A 19,697-nucleotide genomic window follows, 5' to 3' on the forward strand; every position below is an offset into this window, starting at 1 on the left:
TCACTGGGACAGCCGGGGCTGGTGGCGGTCGTCGTGGCGGCGGTAGTGCGCATGAATGGCACTCGGCGGTGCCGGGCGGTGGAAGTAGTAGCCCTGCATGAAGTCGCAACCGAGCGCACGCAGGTGGCTGGCCTGGGCCGCGGTTTCGACGCCTTCGGCGATCGTGACCAGGGAAAGCGCCCGCGCCATGGCGATGATGCTGCGGGTGATGGCGTCGTCGGCCTTGCGTTTGGGCAGCCCCTGTACGAACGATTGATCGAGCTTGAGTCCGTCGACGCGGAGGTCGCGAAGGTAACTCAGGGACGAATATCCGGTGCCGAAATCGTCGATGTAGATGCGCATGCCCGCTTCGCGCAGCACTGCGATGGTGGCCCCGGCGGTGGCGTGATTCTGCATCAGCGTGCTCTCGGTGATCTCCGTGGCGAGCCGCGCCGGAGGCACACCGTGACGCTCCAGCAGCTCGAGTGTCCTTTCGGCGAGTTGCGGGTCCGCGAACTGCTGGGCGGAGAAGTTGATCGCGATCCTGGCCTCGCTGAGCTCGTCACAGAACCATCGCTTGATGTCCCGGCAGGCGTTGTCGAGCACGGTCTCGGCGATTGCGCCCATCAAGCCGCTTTCCTCGGCCACGGGGAGAAATTCGTCGGGGCCCATGACGCGTGACGGGTGACGCCAGCGCACCAGAGCTTCCAGCGCGCTCACGCCGAAGTCGTCCGCTTTGACGATGGGCTGGTAGAAATTGCGCAGCTGGCCGGTGTTCAGGGCCTGGCGCAGGTCGGAGGAGATTTCGATGAACTGGCGCGCCTCGTGGCCCAGGGCTTCGGTGTAGAAGCGGTAGTTGTTCCGGCCGTGGCGCCGGGCGTCGCCGACGGCGGCCTCGGCGCTGCGCAGGAGCTCGTCGGCGGTCGCGCCGCAGGTGGGAAAGAGGCTGATGCCGATGCTGGTGGTGACCGTCACGCGGGTGTCGATGACCCGGAAAGGCGAGGCGAGCATCGCTTTCAGCTCTTCAGCGACCAGCGCGGCGTCGGTGGCATCCGTGGGCGCGTCGAGCAGCACCAGGAAGCTGTCGCCGGTGTGGCGGGCGATCAGTGTTCCGTCCGGGAGGTTGCTACGCAGCCGGCTTGCGACCTGTGCCAGCACTTCGTCGCCCAGCGCATGACTGAACGATTCGTTGATGCGGCGGAAATCGTTGAGGTTGAGCATCACCACGGCGCAGCGATCGGTATCGGCGTTCATGTGGCCGAGGCGCTGTTCGAGCTCGCCGGCGAAGTAGTCACGGTTCGGCAGCCGGGTGAGGGCATCGGAGCTGGCGAGCTGGTGGATCTGCTCGGCGTAGGCATCGAGCCTCGAGACGTCGGCGAAGCAGCAGAGATAGCGGGTGTTGCCGCCGGCGTCGCTCAGGCGCGTGATATTACCGATCAGCGGATAGCGCTCGCCGTTGCGCCGGTGGGAGTCGACCCGTCCGTACCAGATTCCCGAATGATCGAGCGCTTGCGTGATTTCGGCGGCCAGGGCCGGGTTGTTGCGCATCGCCTGGGCAAACGGCGGCAGCTGGCCCTGGACATCGCTGACCGGGTACTGGGTGATGCGCTCGAAGTTGTGGTTCCCCCAGATCAGGTGCCAGTCGTGGTCCAGCAGGATCACGCCGTCGGAAACGTTCTGAAGCACGGTGCGGGTGATTCGGCGCTCGAAGCCGGCTTTGGTCTTGCGGAAGACCAGGTGGCGCCGCTGCGACGGGCCGTCCACAGCGGGGGCGTCACTGCCCAGTGCGACCCACGTGTGCTCGCCGGTCTCGCGACGTATGGCAAGGCAACAGCTCAGTGCCCCCCGGGTGAGCGCGTCTTCGAATGCGTCGTACCAGCGTGACCCCCCGGGTTCGACGAGTGTGCGCAATGGTTGGCCACGGAGTGTTTCTCCGGAGTAGCCGAGCAGCCGCTGTGCCGGCTCGTTGGCGTCGTCGATGCGCCAGTCGTCGGCGGTGAACGTGACAACGGCGTCGTCCGGGTGAACGGTCGGCGAGGCGGCGCGTTGTCGACGGCCGGTTGCGGTGGCCAGGACGTATCCGAGCGCTGCCGTCAGTGGCGCGGTCACCAGGAGGTAGCCGCCGGTGAACGCCAGGACGCTGTCCGGTGTGGCTGAGCGCGTGGTGACGAACAGTAGGCCGCTTCCCAGGAGCAGGTAGACGGTGGCGATCACGGCGCCGGCCGTTGAAGGACGTAGTCGCCAGTTGCGCACGCATGCCCCCGTGGTTTGGGATGGGATCGGCTGGTCTGGCTTACGGGAGACGCTCGCCGGCTCCTCCAACAGAATAGTACGTTAAATCCGTGTTTTGAGAACCAATCCCCATATTGGTGTGAGTTTCATCGTCGCAACGACGGAAGGTCATGTTCTTCGTGGCCACGGCCGGCGCGCGACAGCGTTGCCGCGTGCGGTCGAACCGCCGCGGTGTCCCCCAGGGGCAGCCGGGTGTGTCAGGCGCTGTGAGCGCGTTCCTTGAATTCCGAGACGATACGCTCCTGCTCGCCGGGGGGCGCCGGCTCGTAGTCGGCTCCCTCGACGGCGTATCGGCCCTGGCCGCTGGTGAGTGATTTCAGCGTGGACTCGTAGTCTCCCAGCTCGCTCAGCGGCGCTTCGGCGCTCAGTGTCACGATGCCATCGGGCAGGTTGCGGGTATCGATGATGCGTCCGCGACGTGCCGAGAGATCGCTGGTAACCCCGCCCATACTCGGCTCCGGGGCGGTGACTTCCACGCGCGCGTATGGCTCCAGCACGATAGGCCCGGCTTTGCGAGCGGCATCCAGGAACGCTTTGCGTCCGGCGATCACGAATGCGATCTCCTTGGAGTCCACGGAATGGTGCTTGCCGTCGTGGACGACCACGCGGACATCCTGCATGGGATGGCCGGAAATCGCGCCGGCGGCCATGGCCTCGCGAACGCCCTTCTCCACGGCGGGAATGAGCGAGGTGGGAATGGCGCCACCGACGACCTCGCTGGCGAACTCGAAGCCGACGCCCCGCGCAAGCGGCTCGACGCGGAGGAATACCTCGCCGAACTGGCCGGCGCCGCCCGTCTGCTTCTTGTGTCGGCAGTGACCCTCCGCCGGCCGCGTAATGGTCTCGCGATAGGCCACCTTGGGCGTGTGCGTGTGCACGTCCACGTGGTAGCGCTCGTGCATGCGCTCGATCATGGTGCGCAGGTGCAGCTCGCCGTAGCCACGGATGACGGTCTCGTTGGTGGCAGCGTCACGGTCGACGTGAAAGAACGGGTCCTCGGCGGCCAACTTGTTCAGTGCCTCGGAGAGTTTCTTCTCGTCACTGCGCCGTTCCGGCTCGATGGCCAGCCCATAGGTGGGCGGGGGCAGCTCGAAGGGGGGCATGTGGATGAGGTCGTCATCGTGAGAGTCGTGGAGTACGGCATCGTGGTGGAGCGCCTCCAATTTGCTGACCGCCCCCAGGTCGCCGGCGACCAGGGTGTCCACCTCGGCGAGGTGTTTGCCCTGGGCCTTGTAGAGTTTGGCGAGTTTCACGGGTTTGCGCGCGTCGCCAATGAGCAGCGACTGGTCCCGGCCGAGCGTTCCCTGGGCGACCCGCAACAGCCCGACCTTGCCGACGAAAGGATCGATGAACGTCTTGAAGACGTGGGCGAGTACGGGGGCCGTGGAATCCGGGTAGGGGTGCAGTTCCTCGTCGTTACCGTTGCCGTCACCACGCAGAAAGGGTGGCGGATTGCCCTCGGTCGGCGTGGGCATTAACCGCGCGAACACTTCCAGGAGTTCCGCGACGCCAGCGCCCGTGCGCGCCGAGACAAAGCACACCGGTATCAGGTGGCCCTCGCGAAGGGCCTGTTCGAACGGCTCGTGGAGCTGCTCGGGCGTGATCTCGCCCTGCTCCAGGTACAGCGCCATGAGCGCTTCGTCCACCTCCACGACCTGATCCACCAGGGCGGTGTGCGCGGCTTCCACGCCCAGGAAGTCGGCCTCGCCGGCGGGCTCGAAGAAACAGTCGGCGACCCGGGTGCCCGCGTCCGCCGGCAGGTTCACCGGCAGACATTCGGCGCCGAAGGCTTCCTGTAGCTGCGCGAGCACTCCCGGCAGGTCATCGGCGGCGTCGATGCGGTTGACGATAACCATCCGGCACAACTGCCGGCGGGTGGCCATGTCCATGGCGCGCTGGGCCATCGGTTCGATGCCGGTCTGGGCATTGATCACCACCGCTGCCGTTTCCACGGCCGGCAGGGCGCAAAAAGCCCGCCCCAGGAAATCCGGATACCCGGGGGTGTCGATCAGGTTGACGTGGCGGCCACGGTAGTCGAAGTGGCCGAGTGCGATGTCCAGCGAGTGGCCGTGGGCTTTCTCCAGCGGGTCGTGGTCGTAGACGGTGGAGCCGTTGTCCGCTCCCGAGCCGGCGGCGGTGACGCCGCCGTGATGGAGCAGGGCTTCGGCGAGCGTGGTCTTGCCGGCGCCGGCATGCCCGAGCAGGGCAACGTTGCACAGCGCAGCGGTGGTATACGACGACATGGCGCGCACCTCGGTTCACCTTGGCGGTGGTACGCGCGGCGATCCCGGCCGCACGTCCGCGCTGTCAGTTTAGGAAACGCTGGACGCTTCGCACGTGCTTCCGGTCGATCAGCGCATTCGCAGACGAGGCGCGGAGGCAACGGGCGTGGTTCAGTGTTTCTTCTGGTCGCCACATCGCTCCCGTTCTATGCTGTTGTGCCATTCCGCGTTGCCAGGGAGTCCGGCCATGCCCCAGCCGATGGAATTCCGCACTGAACGGCTGTATCTGCGCCAGTGGCGCGAGGATGACTTCGAGCCCTTCGCGGCGCTGAACGCCGACCCCCGGGTCATGGAGTACTTTCCCGCGGTCCTGGATCGCGCCGACAGCGACGCCATGGCCGGGCGCTGCCGGTCCCTTATCGCTGAACGCGGTTGGGGCTTGTGGGCCGTGGAGTTGCGGGCGACGGGTGAGTTCATTGGCTTCGTCGGTCTCAACGAACCCGAACCGGAGCTGCCTGTGGCGCCGTGTGTGGAGGTCGGCTGGCGCCTCGCGTTCGCGCACTGGGGGCGGGGCTATGCCAGCGAGGCGGCTCGTGGGGCGTTGCGGGTGGGCTTCGAGGATCTCGGGTTGGCGGAGATCATCTCGTTTACTGCCGTCGGCAACCGCCGTTCCCGCGCGGTCATGGAACGGCTCGGAATGGTGGCGGATGCCGAGGGGTTCGCCCATCCGCGGCTGCCGGCGGACAGTCCGCTGCGCGCGCACTGTGTCTATCGGCTCGCCCGTGAACAGTGGTGTGCCTCCCCGCGCTCGTGGGAGGCACACCACTGAGCGACGGACGCATCACGAGCCCCGACGCTGTGCCCGCCGGCGGGCCATGACGGCCCGGGCTGCATCCACGTGCATCGGCAGGCGGGTGCCCCACCTCAGCTCCGCGCGGGTGTAGCCGAGATCGGCGAGCAAATGGTCCTCCAGGGCGAGCAAGCGCCGGAACTGCTGCCGCCGCCGCCACGTCCGCAGCCATTGCCCGAGTCGGGCACGCAACGCTTCCAGCCATTCCACCGGTGCCATGGCCGGCAGATAAGTATTGCGCAGCGGCCGTTGCAGCGCGGGGTGGACGGCTTCGTTGACGCCGCGGATTCGTTCCCGATTCGACATGACGACACTCCTTCACTTAGGCCGCCGTCGCCGGCGGTGTGAGCTGGTTTGTTCGGAGAGGTCGCGACCTTGGAAAGGAGCATCGCGCGGAACACTGGTTCAATCAAACGAATAAAACTATACTAAGCGTTCAACATTGTTGAACGATGAACCGGTGAAACCATGCAAGCCCTGAACGAGAATGGCGCCACGGGCTCGCTGCCGCTGCTGGAGACCGATGTCCTGCGAACGTTCGTCGCCATCGCCGAGAGCGGCAGCTTTACCCGCGCGGCACGGCAGGTGTTTCGCACGCCGTCGGCGGTGAGCATGCAGATCAAGCGTCTCGAGGAGACACTCGGACGCAGCGTGTTCGTGCGCGAGGCGCGTCACGTGCGCCTGACGCCGGAGGGCGAGTCCCTGCTGAGCTACGCCCGGCGGCTGCTCAAGCTCAATGAAGAGGCAGTGACGCAGTTCCTCGCTCCGGCCATAGAAGGCACGGTACGGTTCGGCACGCCGGACGACGTGGGTACCCGGATTCTGCCCGGCGTGCTGTCGCAGTTCGCCCGGACCCACCCGGCCGTGCAGGTGGACGTCGTGGTCGGTCGAAGCACCGAGGCGATCCGGCTACTCGACGCCGGGGAGCTCGACCTGGCGCTGATGACCGCCGGCAATGACGGCCTGGATGACCAGCGCGGCGATATCGTGCATGCCGAACCGCTGGTCTGGGCGGGCCGCGAGGGCGGGGTGGCCGCGGAACGGGATCCGTTGCCGCTCGCCCTGGCGAATCATGGTTGTTCCTGGCGCACGGCCGCGCTGGCGGCGCTGGATCGCTTGGAACGACGCTATCGCGTCGCCTACAGCAGTGAGCACTGTGCCGGACAGGAGGCGGCGATGCTGGCGGATCTCGCCGTGGCACCGTTTCCGCTCAGTCTGGTTCGCCCGCCGTTGCGGCGCCTCGGTGAGGACACCGGCTTGCCGTCGCTCGGCGATTACCACGTGGTGCTGGTGCGCGGCGCCGCGCGCGGGCCGGCGGCGGAGGCGCTCGCGGGACACGTCGTGGAGGCATTCCGCGCAAAGACGTGAATCATGGAGGATGACAGGGATGAGTATCGTGTTGCCGCCCATGTCGGCGGAGGGGGTCGTGACCGTCGAGCAGGCGCTTCGGGCGCGGCGCAGCCATCGTGAGTTCACCGCCACGCCGATAAGCCGCGAGGCGCTCGCCGTGCTGCTCTGGGCCGCCGGCGGGGTCACCGGCGCCGATGGCGCGCGAGCGGCACCATCCGCGGGCGGCCACTATCCGTTGCAGGGCTACGTCGCCGCCGGTGCCGTGGCGAACCTGCCGCAGGGGGTGTACGAATACCGGCCGGGGCAGCATGCGCTGGAGCCGTGCGCCACCGCGGACGTGCGTGTCGAGCTCGGTGAGGCCGCCCTCGGTGAGCAACCCTGGGTGGAGACGGCCGCCGCGGTCATCGTGATCGTCGCCGACCTCGCCGGAGCGCGGGCCCGTTTCCACAGCCAGCCGCCGGTGGGCGTTCGCGGTGATCGCTACGTGTACATGGAGGCAGGCGCATTCGCCGAGAACGTCCATCTGCAGGCGACGGCCCTCGGGCTCGGGATGGTGCTCGTGGGCGGTTTCGACGATTCGGCAGTGGCGACCGCGCTGCGCCTCGACGAGCCCCTGGAGCCGGTGGCGATGCTGTGTCTCGGCGAGGTGTGAGCGCGCTCACCGGTCGGCGGCGTCCACGTCCCGTTTCGGCACCGAATCGGTGCGCGGCGCCGTGTTGACGATTGCCACGCCCACCATCACCACGGCGAGCCCCACCAGGGCCCGGGGGGCGAGAGTCTCGCCGAAGAGCAGATAGCCGAATACCGCCGTAAACGGTGGCGCCAGATAGAACAGGCTCGCCACCTTGGCGGCGGCGCCGTGGCGGATGAGCGCGAAGAGCAGCCCGATGGCGCCCACCGAGAGCACGAGCACCAGCCAGCCCAGGGCAAAGACGAACTCCCCGGTCCACTCGATGCTACGGGTCTCGAAGGCGAGGGCGAGGGTATAGAGTACTGCGCCCGTGGTCACGTACTGAATGGTGCCCCCGGTGCGCAGGTCCGTGCCCGGCGAGAAGCGCTTCTGATAGAGAGTCCCGAAGGTGATCGCGAGCAGGGCGATCACGGCACCGCCGAGGTTGATCGGCGCTGCCGTGCCGCCGTCGATGCGGCTGGAAACCACCAGCGCGACGCCGGCGAAGCCGAGCATCAGCCCGAGCCACTGTCGTGCCACCACCCGTTCACCCAGCACCACACCGGCGAGAGCGGCGGTGAGCAAAGGTTGCAGGGAGACGATGATGGCGGTGACCCCGGCGGCCAGGCCATGATCGATGGCCCAGAAAACGCCTCCCAGATAGCCGCCGTGCACCATCAGCCCGGCGATGGCCACGTGCGCTGCCTGGGTGGCCGAGCCCGGCCATGGTGCGCGGGTGGCAAGGGCAACCGCGAGCAGCAGACCGCTGGCGATGAGCATGCGCAGCGCCAGGAAGGTGAAGGGTTCGGCGTGAGGCAGCCCGAGGCGTGCGCCGATGAAGCCGGTGCTCCACAGCAGCACGAATAGGGTGGGCATGGCGACGCGCCAGGTGCCCGTGGTGTCGGCTCGCGCCATGATGCCCCCGCGGTGGATGAAACGTCAGTGTACCGCTTGCCTGCGGCGGTCGCGATCGCCGTCCGCGTCCGCGCGAGGCGGCCTGTTCAGAACGGCCACACGAGCGGAGCCAGCGTCACCGTCACCGCCATGGTCAGGAAATTCAGCGGCAGGCCGAAGCGCAGGTAGTCGACGAATCGATAACCGCCTGGGCCGTAGACCATCAGGTTGGTCTGGTAGCCCAGCGGCGAGGAGAAGCTCGCCGACGCCGCGATCATGAGCGTGATGATGAACGGCATGGGGTTCACGCCGAGGCTGTCCGAAGCCGACAAGGCGACGGGGAAGACCAGCACGGCGGCGGCGTTGTTGGTGATGAGCTCGGTGAACAGCGACGTCACCGCGAACACGGCCAGCAGCACCAGCCACGGGTGGCCGTCGGCGAGGGTCACCATGCCATGGGCCAGCGTGCTGGCCGCGCCGCTGTTGGCCATGGCCTGACCCACCCCCAGGGCGGCGCCGATGACCAGCAGCACGGACCAGTCGATGCTGCGCCGTGCCTCGTTGCTGGTGGCACAGCCGGTGGCCACCATGGCGCCAGCGGCGAGCAGGGCGGCGTTCAGCATGGACAGCACGCCGGAGGTGGCCGCCGCCACCATGGCGGCGAGAATCGCGAGCGCGATACCGGCGCGCTCGTGGCGTCGCGGCGTGGAATTCTCCACCCGGCTGACCAGGAAGAAGTCCCGGGCGTTGCGCTGGCGATCCAGGAAGCTGGGATGGGTCTCCAGCAGCAGCGTGTCGCCGGCCTGCAGGACGATATCGCCGATCTTGCCGGTCAGACGCCGGCCGCCGCGGGCGACGGCGACCACCGCGGCGTTGTACTCGCTTCGGAATCGCCCTTCGCGAATGCTGCGGCCCACCAGCGGACATTCGTTGGAGACCACCGCTTCCACGAGGCAGCGCTGATCCCGCCGTCCCTGGAGTTTGTGCACCTGGTCGGTGGCCGGCTGCAGGCCGCGCATGCGGTGCAGGTCCACGACGGACTCCACGACACCGGCGAATACCAGGCGGTCGCCGCCCTGCAGGCGCTCACTGGGGGCGACGGCGGGCAGTACCTGACCGTCGCGCTCGATTTCCGCGAGGAACAGCCCGGGCAGGTGACGCAGACCCGCCTGCTCGATGCTTCGCCCCACCATCGGGCCGCCGGGCTCGACAATCACCTCGGCGGTGTAACGGCGCGGGTCCTGGTCGATGTTGAGCGTCGGGCGGTGGTCCGGCAGCAGCCAGGAACTCGCCAGAAGAATGTAGGTGAGCCCCAGTATCGCAGCCGGCAGCCCCACCCAGGCGAGATCGAACATGGCGATGCCGGGGGCGGCGCCGGCGGATTGCACCATGCCGTCGATCACCAGGTTGGTGCTGGTGCCGATGAGCGTGCACATGCCGCCGAAGATCGAGGCATAGGACAGCGGCATGAAAAGCCGCGACGCCGGCAACTGGGTGCGTTTGGCGAGATCGTCCACCACCGGCAGGAACATGGCCACGACGGGCGTGTTGTTGAGAAATGCCGACAGCCCGGCCACGGGAAAGAGCATGCGGGTCTGGGCGGTGATGAGCCGCCGTGGCCGCCCGAGCAGCGGTTCGGTGATCAGCGGCAGCGCGCCGGTGTGGACCATGCCCGCGACCACGACGAACAGAAACCCCACCGTGATGAGTCCGGTGTTGCTGAACCCGGCGAAAGCCTGCTGCGGCGTGATCAGCGAGTCCGTGCCGGTGACGCTCGCGGCGGTCATGAGCACGGCCAGCCCGCCGAAGAGTAGGGCGGCGGGCGAGGCCACGTTGCGGATGAGGCCGTAGAGGATCCCGGCGACGACGGCGACTGTGAGCCAGGCTTCCCAGGTCAAGGTTCGCTCCCTGCGGCATTGGGGCGGCTATCCGGTACCCGTCGCCCCTGGCGGGCGCGACGGCACCGACGACTGCACAACGCGCGTCATTCTACGGAATGCGGAGCGGGCCGCCAGTGGTGCGCTGCCCGACTTGGCGAGCCGTGGGTCGGCGCGTGGACAGTGCGGTTACCGGCGGGCCGGCAGCGTGCCGGCCCGCCGGCGGGGGTCAGTCGTGGAAATTGCGCCCGGCAGTGACCTCGGGCACGACGCCCGTTCGGACCACGAAGTCGCCGAACCCTTCCCCGGCCTCGCGTTCGGCGGCATAGCGCTGGATCAGCGGCGTGAGCTCTTCGAGGATGGTGGCCTCGTCGATGTTCTCGCGGTGGAGCTTGTTGAGCCGCGAGCCGGTGGCGTTGCCACCCAGGTACAGGTTGTACTTGCCCAACGCCTTGCCGACGAAGCCGATCTCACCGAGGAAGGGCCGGGCGCAGCCGTTGGGGCAACCGGTCATGCGTACGACGATGGCGTCATCCGACAGGCCCGCGTCCGCCATGATCGCCTCGAGCTTGTCGATGAACGTGGGCAGATAGCGCTCGCTTTCGGCCATCGCCAGCCCGCAGGTCGGAAACGCCACGCAGGCCATGGACGCGGCGCGCAGCCGCGAGGCGTCACGCACGAGGCCGTACTCGTCGATGATCCTCTGAATGCGCTCGCGCTCACTCTCGGGGACGCCCGCAATGACCACGTTCTGGTTCGTGGTGATCGCGATATCGCCCTGGTGAGCCTCGGCGATGGCGCGCAATCCGCTCATGATGCGGCGCTGGTCGTCGAAGTCCGCGACACGGCCGTTCTGCACGAACAGGCCGTAGTGCCAGTCGCCGTCGTCGCCCTGGTACCAGCCGAGGCGGTCGGTGTTGCTGTCGAAGTGATAGTCGCGCGCGGCCCCGAGCTCGTAGCCGAGGCGCTCCTCCACCTGACCGCGGAACCAGTCGGCACCGTGGTCGTCGACGGTGTACTTCAGCCGCGCGTGCTTGCGGTTGGCGCGGTCACCGTGATCGCGCTGGACGAGCATGATTTTCTCGGCGACGTCGACCACCTGATCCGGCGTGCAGAACCCGATGACCTCGCCGAGGCGCGGGTAGGTCTCGGGCTCGCCGTGGGTCATGCCCATGCCGCCGCCGATGGTGACGTTGTAGCCGGCGAGCTCCCCGCCCTCGACGATGGCGATGAAGCCGATGTCGTGGGCGAATACGTCCACGTCGTTTTCCGGCGGCACCGCCAGTGCGATCTTGAACTTGCGCGGCAGGTACTGCTTGCCGTAGAGCGGCTCGACCTCTTCCTCGGGTCCGCCGGCGACACGCTCCTCCTCCAGGAAGATCTCGTGATAGGCGCGGGTGCGTGGCAGCAGCCGCGCGCTGATCTCGTGGGCGAGCTCGAAAGTGCGCCGATGCACCGCGGAGCGTCGCGGGTTGGCGGTGGAGATGACGTTGCGGTTGACGTCGCCACAGGCGGCGATGGTGTCCAGCGCGACGGCGTCGATCCCCTGGATGTGCTGCTTGATGTTGCGCTTGAACACGCCGTGGAACTGGAACGTCTGCCGCGTGGTCAGCCGCAGCGTGCCATTGGCGTACTCCCGCCCCAGCTCGTCCATCTTCAGCCACTGCTGCGGGGTCACCACGCCGCCGGGCAGGCGTACGCGCACCATGAACGAGTACAGCGGCTCGAGCTTCTGGCGGCGGCGCTCGCTGCGCAGCTCGCGGTCGTCCTGCAGGTACATGCCGTGGAATTTGGTCAGCTGCAGGCTGTCCTCGGTTACACCGCCGGTGACCGGGTCGGCGATTTCCTCGGCAAGCGTTCCGCGCAGGTAGTCGCTGTCGACCTTGAGGGTCTCGTTGTGGCTGAGCTCGTCGAGCGGTCGGCTGATGTCGTTCATTCGCAGTCTCAGTAAACGTCTCGCTGATAGCGCTTGTCTTTCTGCAGGGCGCGCACGTACTCGTTGGCGCCTTCCTCGTCGAGCCCGCCCTGCTCGCGGACGATATCGACGAGCGCCTGGTGCACGTCGGCAGCCATGTTGTCGGCGTCACCGCAGACGTAGAAGTGTGCGCCACTCTCGAGCCAGGTATAGATCTCCGCGGCGTTTTCCCGCAGCCGGTCCTGCACGTAGACCTTTTCCGCCTGATCGCGGGAGAAGGCGACATCGATCCGGTCGAGCACGCCCTGTTCGCGCCAGGCGAGGAAATCCGTCTGGTAGAGGAAGTCCGATTGGAAGTGGCGTTCGCCGAAGAACAGCCAGTTCCTGCCATCGGCGCCGGTTTCCGCGCGCTCGGCCAGGAAGGCGCGGAAGGGGGCCACACCGGTGCCCGGTCCCACCATGATCACCGGTGTCGACGGATCCGAGGGCAGCTTGAAATTCTTGTTGCGGTCGACGTAGACGCCGACGGTCTGACCCGGCTCCAGGCGGTCGGCGAGATAGGTGGAGGCGACGCCCTCGCGCTCGCGGCCGTGGCTTTCGTAGCGCACCACGCCGACGGTGAGATGAACCTCGTCCTCGTCCGCCTCCTGGCTGGAGGCGATGGAGTACAGGCGCGGCGGCAGCTTGCGCAGCGCGCCGACGAAGTCCGTCGCGCTCACGCTTTCGGCCGGGAACTCGGTGATCACGTCGATGACGTGGCGACCGTCGAGCCATTCGCGCAGCTCCGCGCGGGCCTCCTCGCCGAGCAGACGCTTGAGCTCGTCGGCGCCGGAGAGCTCCGCCCAGCGCTCCAGAAACGGCCGGGCGAGGGTGGTGATCTCGTAGTCGCTGATCAGTGCCTGACGCAGCGTGCGTCCCTCACCGACGTCAGCCTCCGGGTCGGCACCCAGGGCCGCGATGATCTCGTCGGCCACTGCCGGGTCGTTCTCGGCCACGATGCCGAGCGAGTCACCCGGCTCGAAGGTGATGCCCGAGCCCTCCAGCGAGAGCTCGATATGACGGGTTTCCTTGTTGGAGCCGCGGCCGTTCAGGACGATGTTATCCAGGATCTCGGCCTGGAACGGATTCTTCTTGCTCCAGCTCGCGCTTTCGCTGCGTCCGTCGGCGAGCGGGATGACGTTGCTCGAAGCCGGGGCGCTCGCGCCGGCCAGTTCCGCGAAGCGGTCGAGCACCGCGTCCACCCAGGCGGAAGCATCGTCATCATAGTCGACGTCGCAGTCGACGCGATCGTGGATGCGTTCGCCGCCCATGGCCTCCAGGCGCGCGTCGAAATCGCGGCCGGTCTGGCAGAAGTTCTCGTAGCTGGAGTCACCCAGCGACAGGACGGCGTACCGGGTCTCGCCGAGCTTCGGCGCCTTGCGGGCGTGCACGAGCTCGTGGAGGCCTTCGGCGGGATCCGGCGGGTCGCCTTCGCCGTGGGTGCTGACCACGACCATCAGGTTGGTCGCGCTCTTGAAATCCTTCTTGCCGAAATCGGCCATGTCCACCAGGCGCACGGCGAAGCCGCGGGCTTCCGCGCGTTCGACCGCGAGCTCGGCGACGCCCTCGGCATTGCCCGTCTGGCTGCCGTAGAGCACAGTGATCTCGGGCAGGGGGCTGGTCGCGGGTGCCGGTGCCGGCTCAGCGACGTTGGCGGCCATGCCGTTGGCCGATATCCCGGCGAGATAGCCACTCAGCCAGGTCATCTGGTCGCCGCGCAGCGTCGTGAGTAACTGATTGAGCTGCTGCGCCTGCTCGGCGCTCAGCGGGCTGTTGGTCTCAAGCAGGGGACCCTGAGCCATGAAGCCATCCTCTCTGTCCCGTTGGCGAGCAATGGGCAGGATAGCGTTGGGCTTTTTAGGCTGAAAAAGTATAAATTCTTATTTGTTTATTCGACCTTGTGCTTTAGAGGCGCGCAGATGACGATCACAGACCGGTTACGATCCCTCGGGCCCCTACGCATCGCGCTGCTGTCGGCGGTCGTTGTGCTGGTGGTGCTTCGGCCGTTCGCGGTGTCGCCGCCCACGGCAGCAACGCTCCCGGCGTTGATTCATACGGTGATCGTGCCGGCCCTGGTGCCCATCGTCGTGGCGGTGCAGGGGTTCGACCTGGTGATGACCGCAGTCTTCCGTGTCGATGCCGACAGTCACGAGCGCCAGCGCCTGACACGGTGTCTGCGGATCGGCGGCGCGGGACTCGTGCTCGTTCTTCTGGCCTGGGTGCCCTACTTTCTCGGGCAGGCGGCTTGATTGCCGCCGCTCAGGCGTTCACAGGCGTCTCCGGCCCGATCGTGAGTTGCTTCCCTGCTCGGTTCGGCGCGCCCACTCCTGTTTGCGCATATGCGATTCCACTTCGCGACGCAGGTTGTCCTCGAAAGAGCGTGCTTCGAGCTCGGAGTCGACCTGGCGTTGAAGCGTTTCCAGCTCTTCGAGGTTCATGCTGGCGAGGTCGAAATCCCGTTCGATTCGGGACGAGGGGTTAGATGCGCTCATGGGTCAGTCGTTTACCCCCGGCGTGGTGGATCGTCACTGGCATCAGGTATTGCTCAGGATCACATGGCGCACCGGCGATGGTACCGCCGCGCGCGGTCTGCGGATTAATCGCTTTCCAGCGTTCCGATGGAACCGGCCTGCGTTGTGGCCGGTACTTTACTAATCCGATCATAGGTAATGCCACGTGTCAGAGCGCTTGTGCGATTCGGCTGCCAGGCGCGCGAGCGAAGGCGTGGCAAGGCTCACGTCGAGTGAGCGCAACGCCGCAGCCGAATCGCACAAGCGCTCCCTTCGGGCGAGGCTGTCGGGCGCTCTCGCGGCGTTGCTCGTCGCTCATGTAGCGATTGCTACACCACGCGCCTCGCGCCTTGCGAGAACGCCCGACAGCCTCGCTGACATGTGGCATGACCTATGATCGGATTAGTAATTATTATCCCTGCTCCTGGCGCCCCACGTATAGGGCCGGCGGACATGGCTTTCAAGTCCCGACCCGGTGGTGGCCGCCGGCATGTCAGCGATTATTGAACTTCTCCGCGAGCTTCTGGAGCTTTTGCTCGCGCATCGCCTCCGCTGACGGGCGACGGCGCTTGGGGCGGCGCTGCCGACGGCGCTCGGCGGCCCGTTGCTTCTGCTCTTCACGACGCTGACGGGCGTGCTCGACGGCCTCGTCGGTGACTTCCCCGGCGTCGCTACCGTCAAGCGCGATGCGCTGGCGGCCGGCGATGATCGCCTCCAGATACGCCGGTGCATGGGTATAACGCGCCAGCGCTTGTTTGACCAGCCAGTTCGGCGTTTCCTTCAGCGTCTCGTCGCTGTCGAGATCCTTGCGCAGGCTCTGCTGAATCCCGATGGCCAGCGGCCGGACTTTGTCGCGCTCGCGGAACAGTGCCTGTGGGTAGCGGTCGATCAACAGTTCGAGAAAATCACGCGCACGTTCAGCGCGGCGGCGTTTCTGATTGGGTGTATTGGACATGCGATCGTCGTGCCCGAGCTCGTCTGGCCGGTTGGATTCTTCCCTCGTTAACGTCGGAGGATACTGCAAGCGGCCGGTGACGCATACCCCGTACAGGAAGTGTCGCCGGCTGCGGTGGTGATTCGGTAAGCTACGAGTAATAAGTGGACGCGTAGACTTCGCAGGGAAGCAATCCGCCGGCTTGCGGTTACGGATTGCCTTTTTAGGGGTGATTACCAGTCCGATCGATGATCGTCGCGCCTCGGCGTGTGTCCGTGGGCAAGCCCGCGGGCCGGAAACTCGCGTCGAGCGGTGTTGGCGCTTGTGACCGGACTGGTACCGCCAACTCTACCAACAGGGGGATGACCATGAGGGGACGACAGCTAACGAAGCTCGCCGTGGCGGCGGCGATGTCACTGGCGGTGGCGGGCTGCAACACCAATCCCGTTCTCGGGGGCGCCTCGTCCACGGTGACCGGTTCCGGCGGTGCCGCTGGCGCGAAGAACGCCAACAGCGAGCTGCAGCGTTGTGACCAGCCGATCGGCACGGCGGCGCTCTACGAAGGCAACTACAACGGGCTCCGGCAGGCCGGTCTGGAGAGCCCGCTGCCGCTGCTCCGGGTGATGATGTCGCAAAGCGGGTGTTTCCGGGTCGTCGACCGGGGTGCGGCGTCGAAGGCGCTCAAGCGTGAGCGATCGCTGGCGCAGAGCGGCGAGCTGCAGTCCGGCAGCAACATGGGCAAGGGCCAGATGGCGGCGGCCGATTTCATCATCACGCCCAACGTCGCCTTCAAGGATCCGGACTCCGGCGGCGGGTTCGGCGGCCTGGGCGCCGTCCTGCCCGGAGTGCTCGGAGCCGTGGCCGGCGGCGTACGCACCGAGAACCTGGAAGCGCAAACCACGATGTTGCTCACCAACGTCCGCACGGGGGTTCAGGAGGCGGCGGCGACGGGTACCGCCAAGAAGACCGACGTGGACTTCGCCGGTTTTGGTTGGGTGGGTGGCGTCGCCGGAGGCGGCGGCAGCTATCAGGACACCGAAATCGGCAAGATCGTCATTGCCGCATTCGTCGACGCCCACAACAACCTGGTCGGGCAGATGGGCGCGATTCGCTCGACGGACGAGCGCGAGAAGAAGGGCGTCTATCGTACGGCCGCCAATCTCAACCTGCGCTCCGGGCCGCGTAGCTCGGCCCCCGTGATCACCACCCTCAACCAGGGCACGACGGTGGTGCCCACGGGCGAGCGCCGCGGTTCCTGGTGGCAGGTGGAGGTACGTGCCAGCGGCGAGCACGGCTGGGCACATTCGGACTATCTCCAGCGCCGGTGAGCCTTTCTCGTGCGGCCGCCGCCGGCTTCCCGCGAGCCCGGCGGCCGCGCGTTATGCCGACCGTAAGTCTCCCAGACTTGTGTTAGCCGGGTACGAAACGCATATCATGGAGTAACGGAGTCCCACCGCAGCCAGGTGAAGTTGATGACCCACGACCATCGCATTCAAAAGCAGCAGTTGGTTCGCATGCTCGAGGATGCGCCCTTTGAGCACATGACAAGCACCGTGCACGTGCTCGACGGCCGGCGTGACGAGCGCCACGAGCTCGCCGGCGTGTCGATCTATTCGAATGCCCAGGGGTGGATGGCCCAGGTGAACTGGCGGGCCGTGGTGGATAGCGATGAGATTACCCTGCGCGTGGGGGATGCCGACAGCGGCGAACGCGCCTACGAGCTGCGTGACGAACACCGCATCCAGGTCAGCGTCGAAGACGAGGGCGGCTCGCCGGTGAGCGAAGACGAAGTCTCGGCGATCGTTGCCCAGTCGCAGCTTGCCAAGAGCTGGGAGCAGGACGTGGTCAGCGTGTTGAAGGAAACCCGCGAGCGTCAGGCCACCGTTCACTGATTGCGCGCCGCGTCCCGTTCGGGGCGCGGCGCATTCACGCCCGCCTTTTTCTCTGCCGCCCGTTTCGTCGACGAATTCCCGGGAGAATAGCGGCCATCGGTCAGGCCGCGTGGCGAAGCCCTTCGTCACGGGACGGTGTCGCCTCGATCAGTGTCCGGGAACCGGCCGCTTGCAGAACTTCGAATCCGGTCGCCGGACGGCGAATCGCCTCGGGGGCGCCGGGATGCTGGCAGCGGCAGTCGAGATCGGTATGCGGACTCTCGCATGGTATCACCTTCGAGATCATGCACAACGGGCATTCGACATAATCCCAGAACGAATGTGATTTTGCCGTCATGTTTTGCGCCCTCTTGGTCTGCGCCTGCGGTGTATGGGGTCCAGTCAAGGCGAAGACCGGCATCGTGACCATGATGTAAGTCAAACCTGACGGTAATGTCATGCGGTTGCCCGAAGCGGTGCCTTCAACGCCGCAATCGTTGACGATAGAAGTCGACGAATGCGCGCACCTTGGCGGGCAAATGTCGCCCGGGCGGGTAGACCGCATAGATGCCGGCGCGGGGTAACGTCCAGTCGCTCAGCACCCGCACCAGGCGACCGGCTTGCACGTCCGCGCGAGCGCTGAATTCGTCCAGCGCCGACAATCCGGCTCCCTCCCGCAGGAGCGCGCGAAGCGCCACGGCGGAGTCCACCCGAAGGCGGGCGCTCGTCTGAACGCGCCGTTGCATGCCCTCGGCATTCGTGAACCACCAGGTCAGCGGCGATGGCAGGAGGGTCAGTGCGATCCAGTCGTGCCCGGCAAGCTCGTCGGGGTGCGCGGGCCAGCCCGAGCGCTCCAGGTACGCGGGAGCGGCGAAAATTTGTTGCTCGACCTCGCCGAGCTTTACCGCGCGCAGCGAGGAGTCCCGCAGCCAGCCCAGGCGGATGGCGATGTCGATGCCTTCGTGTACCGGATCGGTGATGCGGTCGCTGGTGCGGAGCTCGATGTTCAGCCGTGGGTGCAGTGCCGAGAATTCGGCGACGGCGGCTGCCAGCACCTGCTCGGCATGGTCCACCGTCGCACTGAGGCGCAGTGTGCCGGAGAGCTCACCATCGGCGGGTTGGAGGCGGTTCACCGTCTCCTCGATGCCTTGCAGGTGCGGCCGGCTCTCGCGATAGAGCAGTCGCCCCGCATCCGTGAGTGTTACCCGTCGGGTCGTGCGGGTGAACAGGGCCGCGCCCAGAGTCTTCTCGAGACGGCGAACGTGGATGCTCACCTTGGCTTTCGCCATGCCGAGCCGCTCGGCGGCCGCCGTGAACCCGCCAGCCTCGGCGACGGCGGCGAAAATTCGAAGACTGTTGAGGTCGATGTGTTCCAGGGACGGCATGGCGATCTATTGTTTAGAAAACGACAACAATGAATTATCAGTTTGCCCGTATATGCAATCAATGCACATCGTCAGAATGCTCCACACCCGGGCACGCTTCATCCCGAAGCGGGCCATCACACAGGGACAACGGAGGCATTGCCATGAAGATCGCCATCATCGGCGCAAGCGGGTTCATTGGATCGGGGCTGCTCGACGAGGCGCAGTCCCGGGGACACGAGGTGACCGCTCTCGTGCGCCACCCCGACAAGGTTTCAGACAGAGTGGGGGTCAGCCCTGTTGCGGTGAATGTTCTCGACCAGGCGGCGCTCGCGTCTTCCCTGCGAGATCATGACGCCGTGATCAGCGCTTTCAGTGGCCACGCCCAGGACGATGTCTACGACCACTACGTGCAGGGCATTCAGTCGATTATCGCCGCCGCCAAGCACGCGGACGTCCCGCGCCTGCTGGTCGTCGGCGGCGCTGGCAGCCTGCAGACGGACGATGGTGTGGAGTTGCTGGACACCCCGGCTTTCCCCGAGATGTACAAGGCCACGGCAGAGGGCGCGCGCACGGCGCTGCGGCTGCTCCGCGAAGAGCCCACGCTGAACTGGACCATGCTCAGCCCGTCAGCGGAGATATTCCCGGGTGAGCGCACCGGCGAGTTCCGACTCGCCGACGATCGACTGATCGTCGACGACGCCGGTCGTAGCTCGATCTCCGTGGCGGACTATGCGGTGGCCATGCTCGACGAGGTCGAACGGCCCGCTTATCCCAAGCGGCGATTCACCGTGGGGTACTGATCGAGTCGGCCGGACGGAATGTGTCAACCTTTTTCCGACAGTGCCGGCGATTTTTCCTAATGAATCATTGGACGGCGGCATCGGCATACGCGTAGACGCCTCCGTGGGTGGCCTCCAGTAGTTCCTC

Annotated in this window: 18 protein-coding genes; 7 read left to right on the top strand and 11 right to left on the bottom strand. The window is 66.6% G+C overall.

Translation table 11 applies throughout. The annotated features are described in order from the left end of the window. Together ACPEES_RS14000 and fusA are read right to left on the bottom strand one after the other, a co-directional pair. Complete coding sequence (locus ACPEES_RS14000; protein WP_435104133.1) at nt 1-2,232, bottom strand: putative bifunctional diguanylate cyclase/phosphodiesterase; 2,232 nt, start codon at nt 2,230-2,232, stop codon at nt 1-3. Nucleotides 2,233-2,468: 236 nt separating this feature from the next. Next, nucleotides 2,469-4,514: an elongation factor G gene (gene fusA / locus ACPEES_RS14005; protein ID WP_435104134.1), complete on the bottom strand. Its 2,046-nt coding sequence runs from the start codon at nt 4,512-4,514 to the stop codon at nt 2,469-2,471. A gap of 226 nt (nt 4,515-4,740) precedes the next feature. On the opposite strand from fusA, the gene ACPEES_RS14010 reads away from it, so the two are divergent. Continuing rightward, nucleotides 4,741-5,322, top strand: coding sequence for a GNAT family N-acetyltransferase (locus tag ACPEES_RS14010; RefSeq protein ID WP_435104135.1), 582 nt, complete (start codon nt 4,741-4,743; stop codon nt 5,320-5,322). Between the two features lie 12 nt (nt 5,323-5,334). On the opposite strand, the gene ACPEES_RS14015 is transcribed toward ACPEES_RS14010, so the two are convergent. Further along, nucleotides 5,335-5,649: a DUF1127 domain-containing protein gene (locus tag ACPEES_RS14015; protein WP_435104136.1), complete on the bottom strand. Its 315-nt coding sequence runs from the start codon at nt 5,647-5,649 to the stop codon at nt 5,335-5,337. Between the two features lie 162 nt (nt 5,650-5,811). On the opposite strand from ACPEES_RS14015, the gene ACPEES_RS14020 reads away from it, so the two are divergent. Then, nucleotides 5,812-6,711, top strand: a complete 900-nt coding sequence (locus ACPEES_RS14020; RefSeq protein WP_435104137.1) for a LysR substrate-binding domain-containing protein — start codon at nt 5,812-5,814, stop codon at nt 6,709-6,711. Between the two features lie 19 nt (nt 6,712-6,730). Beyond that, entirely contained in the window at nt 6,731-7,345 is a 615-nt protein-coding gene (locus tag ACPEES_RS14025; protein WP_435104138.1) for a SagB/ThcOx family dehydrogenase, read from the top strand. A 6-nt stretch (nt 7,346-7,351) separates the two neighbouring features. Here ACPEES_RS14025 and ACPEES_RS14030 read toward each other — a convergent pair whose 3' ends face one another. The 4 genes from ACPEES_RS14030 to ACPEES_RS14045 form a co-directional block, all read right to left on the bottom strand. Continuing rightward, entirely contained in the window at nt 7,352-8,278 is a 927-nt protein-coding gene (locus ACPEES_RS14030; protein ID WP_435104140.1) for a DMT family transporter, read from the bottom strand. Between the two features lie 86 nt (nt 8,279-8,364). Then, entirely contained in the window at nt 8,365-10,155 is a 1,791-nt protein-coding gene (locus ACPEES_RS14035) for an SLC13 family permease (RefSeq protein ID WP_435104141.1), read from the bottom strand. A gap of 208 nt (nt 10,156-10,363) precedes the next feature. Continuing rightward, nucleotides 10,364-12,070 (bottom strand): assimilatory sulfite reductase (NADPH) hemoprotein subunit, encoded by a 1,707-nt coding sequence (gene cysI / locus ACPEES_RS14040; protein WP_435104142.1) that lies wholly within the window; start codon nt 12,068-12,070, stop codon nt 10,364-10,366. Nucleotides 12,071-12,078: 8 nt separating this feature from the next. Further along, nucleotides 12,079-13,890: an assimilatory sulfite reductase (NADPH) flavoprotein subunit gene (locus ACPEES_RS14045; protein ID WP_435104143.1), complete on the bottom strand. Its 1,812-nt coding sequence runs from the start codon at nt 13,888-13,890 to the stop codon at nt 12,079-12,081. 117 nt (nt 13,891-14,007) lie between these two features. Between ACPEES_RS14045 and ACPEES_RS14050 the strand changes: the two genes are divergently transcribed. Further along, nucleotides 14,008-14,337, top strand: coding sequence for a hypothetical protein (locus ACPEES_RS14050; RefSeq protein WP_435104144.1), 330 nt, complete (start codon nt 14,008-14,010; stop codon nt 14,335-14,337). A gap of 18 nt (nt 14,338-14,355) precedes the next feature. Here the strand turns inward: ACPEES_RS14050 and ACPEES_RS14055 are convergent, their stop codons facing one another. Together ACPEES_RS14055 and ACPEES_RS14060 are read right to left on the bottom strand one after the other, a co-directional pair. Then, complete coding sequence (locus ACPEES_RS14055; protein WP_435104145.1) at nt 14,356-14,580, bottom strand: hypothetical protein; 225 nt, start codon at nt 14,578-14,580, stop codon at nt 14,356-14,358. Between the two features lie 511 nt (nt 14,581-15,091). Continuing rightward, nucleotides 15,092-15,553 carry a ProQ/FINO family protein gene (locus tag ACPEES_RS14060; protein ID WP_435104146.1) on the bottom strand — a complete coding sequence of 154 codons (462 nt, stop codon included), beginning with the start codon at nt 15,551-15,553 and terminating at the stop codon, nt 15,092-15,094. Between the two features lie 347 nt (nt 15,554-15,900). On the opposite strand from ACPEES_RS14060, the gene ACPEES_RS14065 reads away from it, so the two are divergent. Both ACPEES_RS14065 and ACPEES_RS14070 read left to right on the top strand, forming a co-directional pair. Next, the gene (locus ACPEES_RS14065) at nt 15,901-16,860 is read left to right on the top strand and encodes an SH3 domain-containing protein (RefSeq protein WP_435104147.1); all 960 of its coding nucleotides are present in this window, start codon (nt 15,901-15,903) and stop codon (nt 16,858-16,860) included. Between the two features lie 144 nt (nt 16,861-17,004). Next, nucleotides 17,005-17,424 (top strand): hypothetical protein, encoded by a 420-nt coding sequence (locus tag ACPEES_RS14070; protein WP_435104148.1) that lies wholly within the window; start codon nt 17,005-17,007, stop codon nt 17,422-17,424. Between the two features lie 100 nt (nt 17,425-17,524). Here ACPEES_RS14070 and ACPEES_RS14075 read toward each other — a convergent pair whose 3' ends face one another. Further along, nucleotides 17,525-17,761 (bottom strand): hypothetical protein, encoded by a 237-nt coding sequence (locus ACPEES_RS14075; RefSeq protein ID WP_435104149.1) that lies wholly within the window; start codon nt 17,759-17,761, stop codon nt 17,525-17,527. A 124-nt stretch (nt 17,762-17,885) separates the two neighbouring features. After that, entirely contained in the window at nt 17,886-18,788 is a 903-nt protein-coding gene (locus ACPEES_RS14080; RefSeq protein WP_435104150.1) for a LysR family transcriptional regulator, read from the bottom strand. Between the two features lie 143 nt (nt 18,789-18,931). Between ACPEES_RS14080 and ACPEES_RS14085 the strand changes: the two genes are divergently transcribed. Further along, complete coding sequence (locus ACPEES_RS14085; protein WP_435104151.1) at nt 18,932-19,570, top strand: NAD(P)-dependent oxidoreductase; 639 nt, start codon at nt 18,932-18,934, stop codon at nt 19,568-19,570. Nucleotides 19,571-19,697 lie beyond the last annotated feature (127 nt).

Source organism: Arhodomonas sp. AD133, from assembly GCF_051195215.1.
Lineage (GTDB): Bacteria > Pseudomonadota > Gammaproteobacteria > Nitrococcales > Nitrococcaceae > Arhodomonas.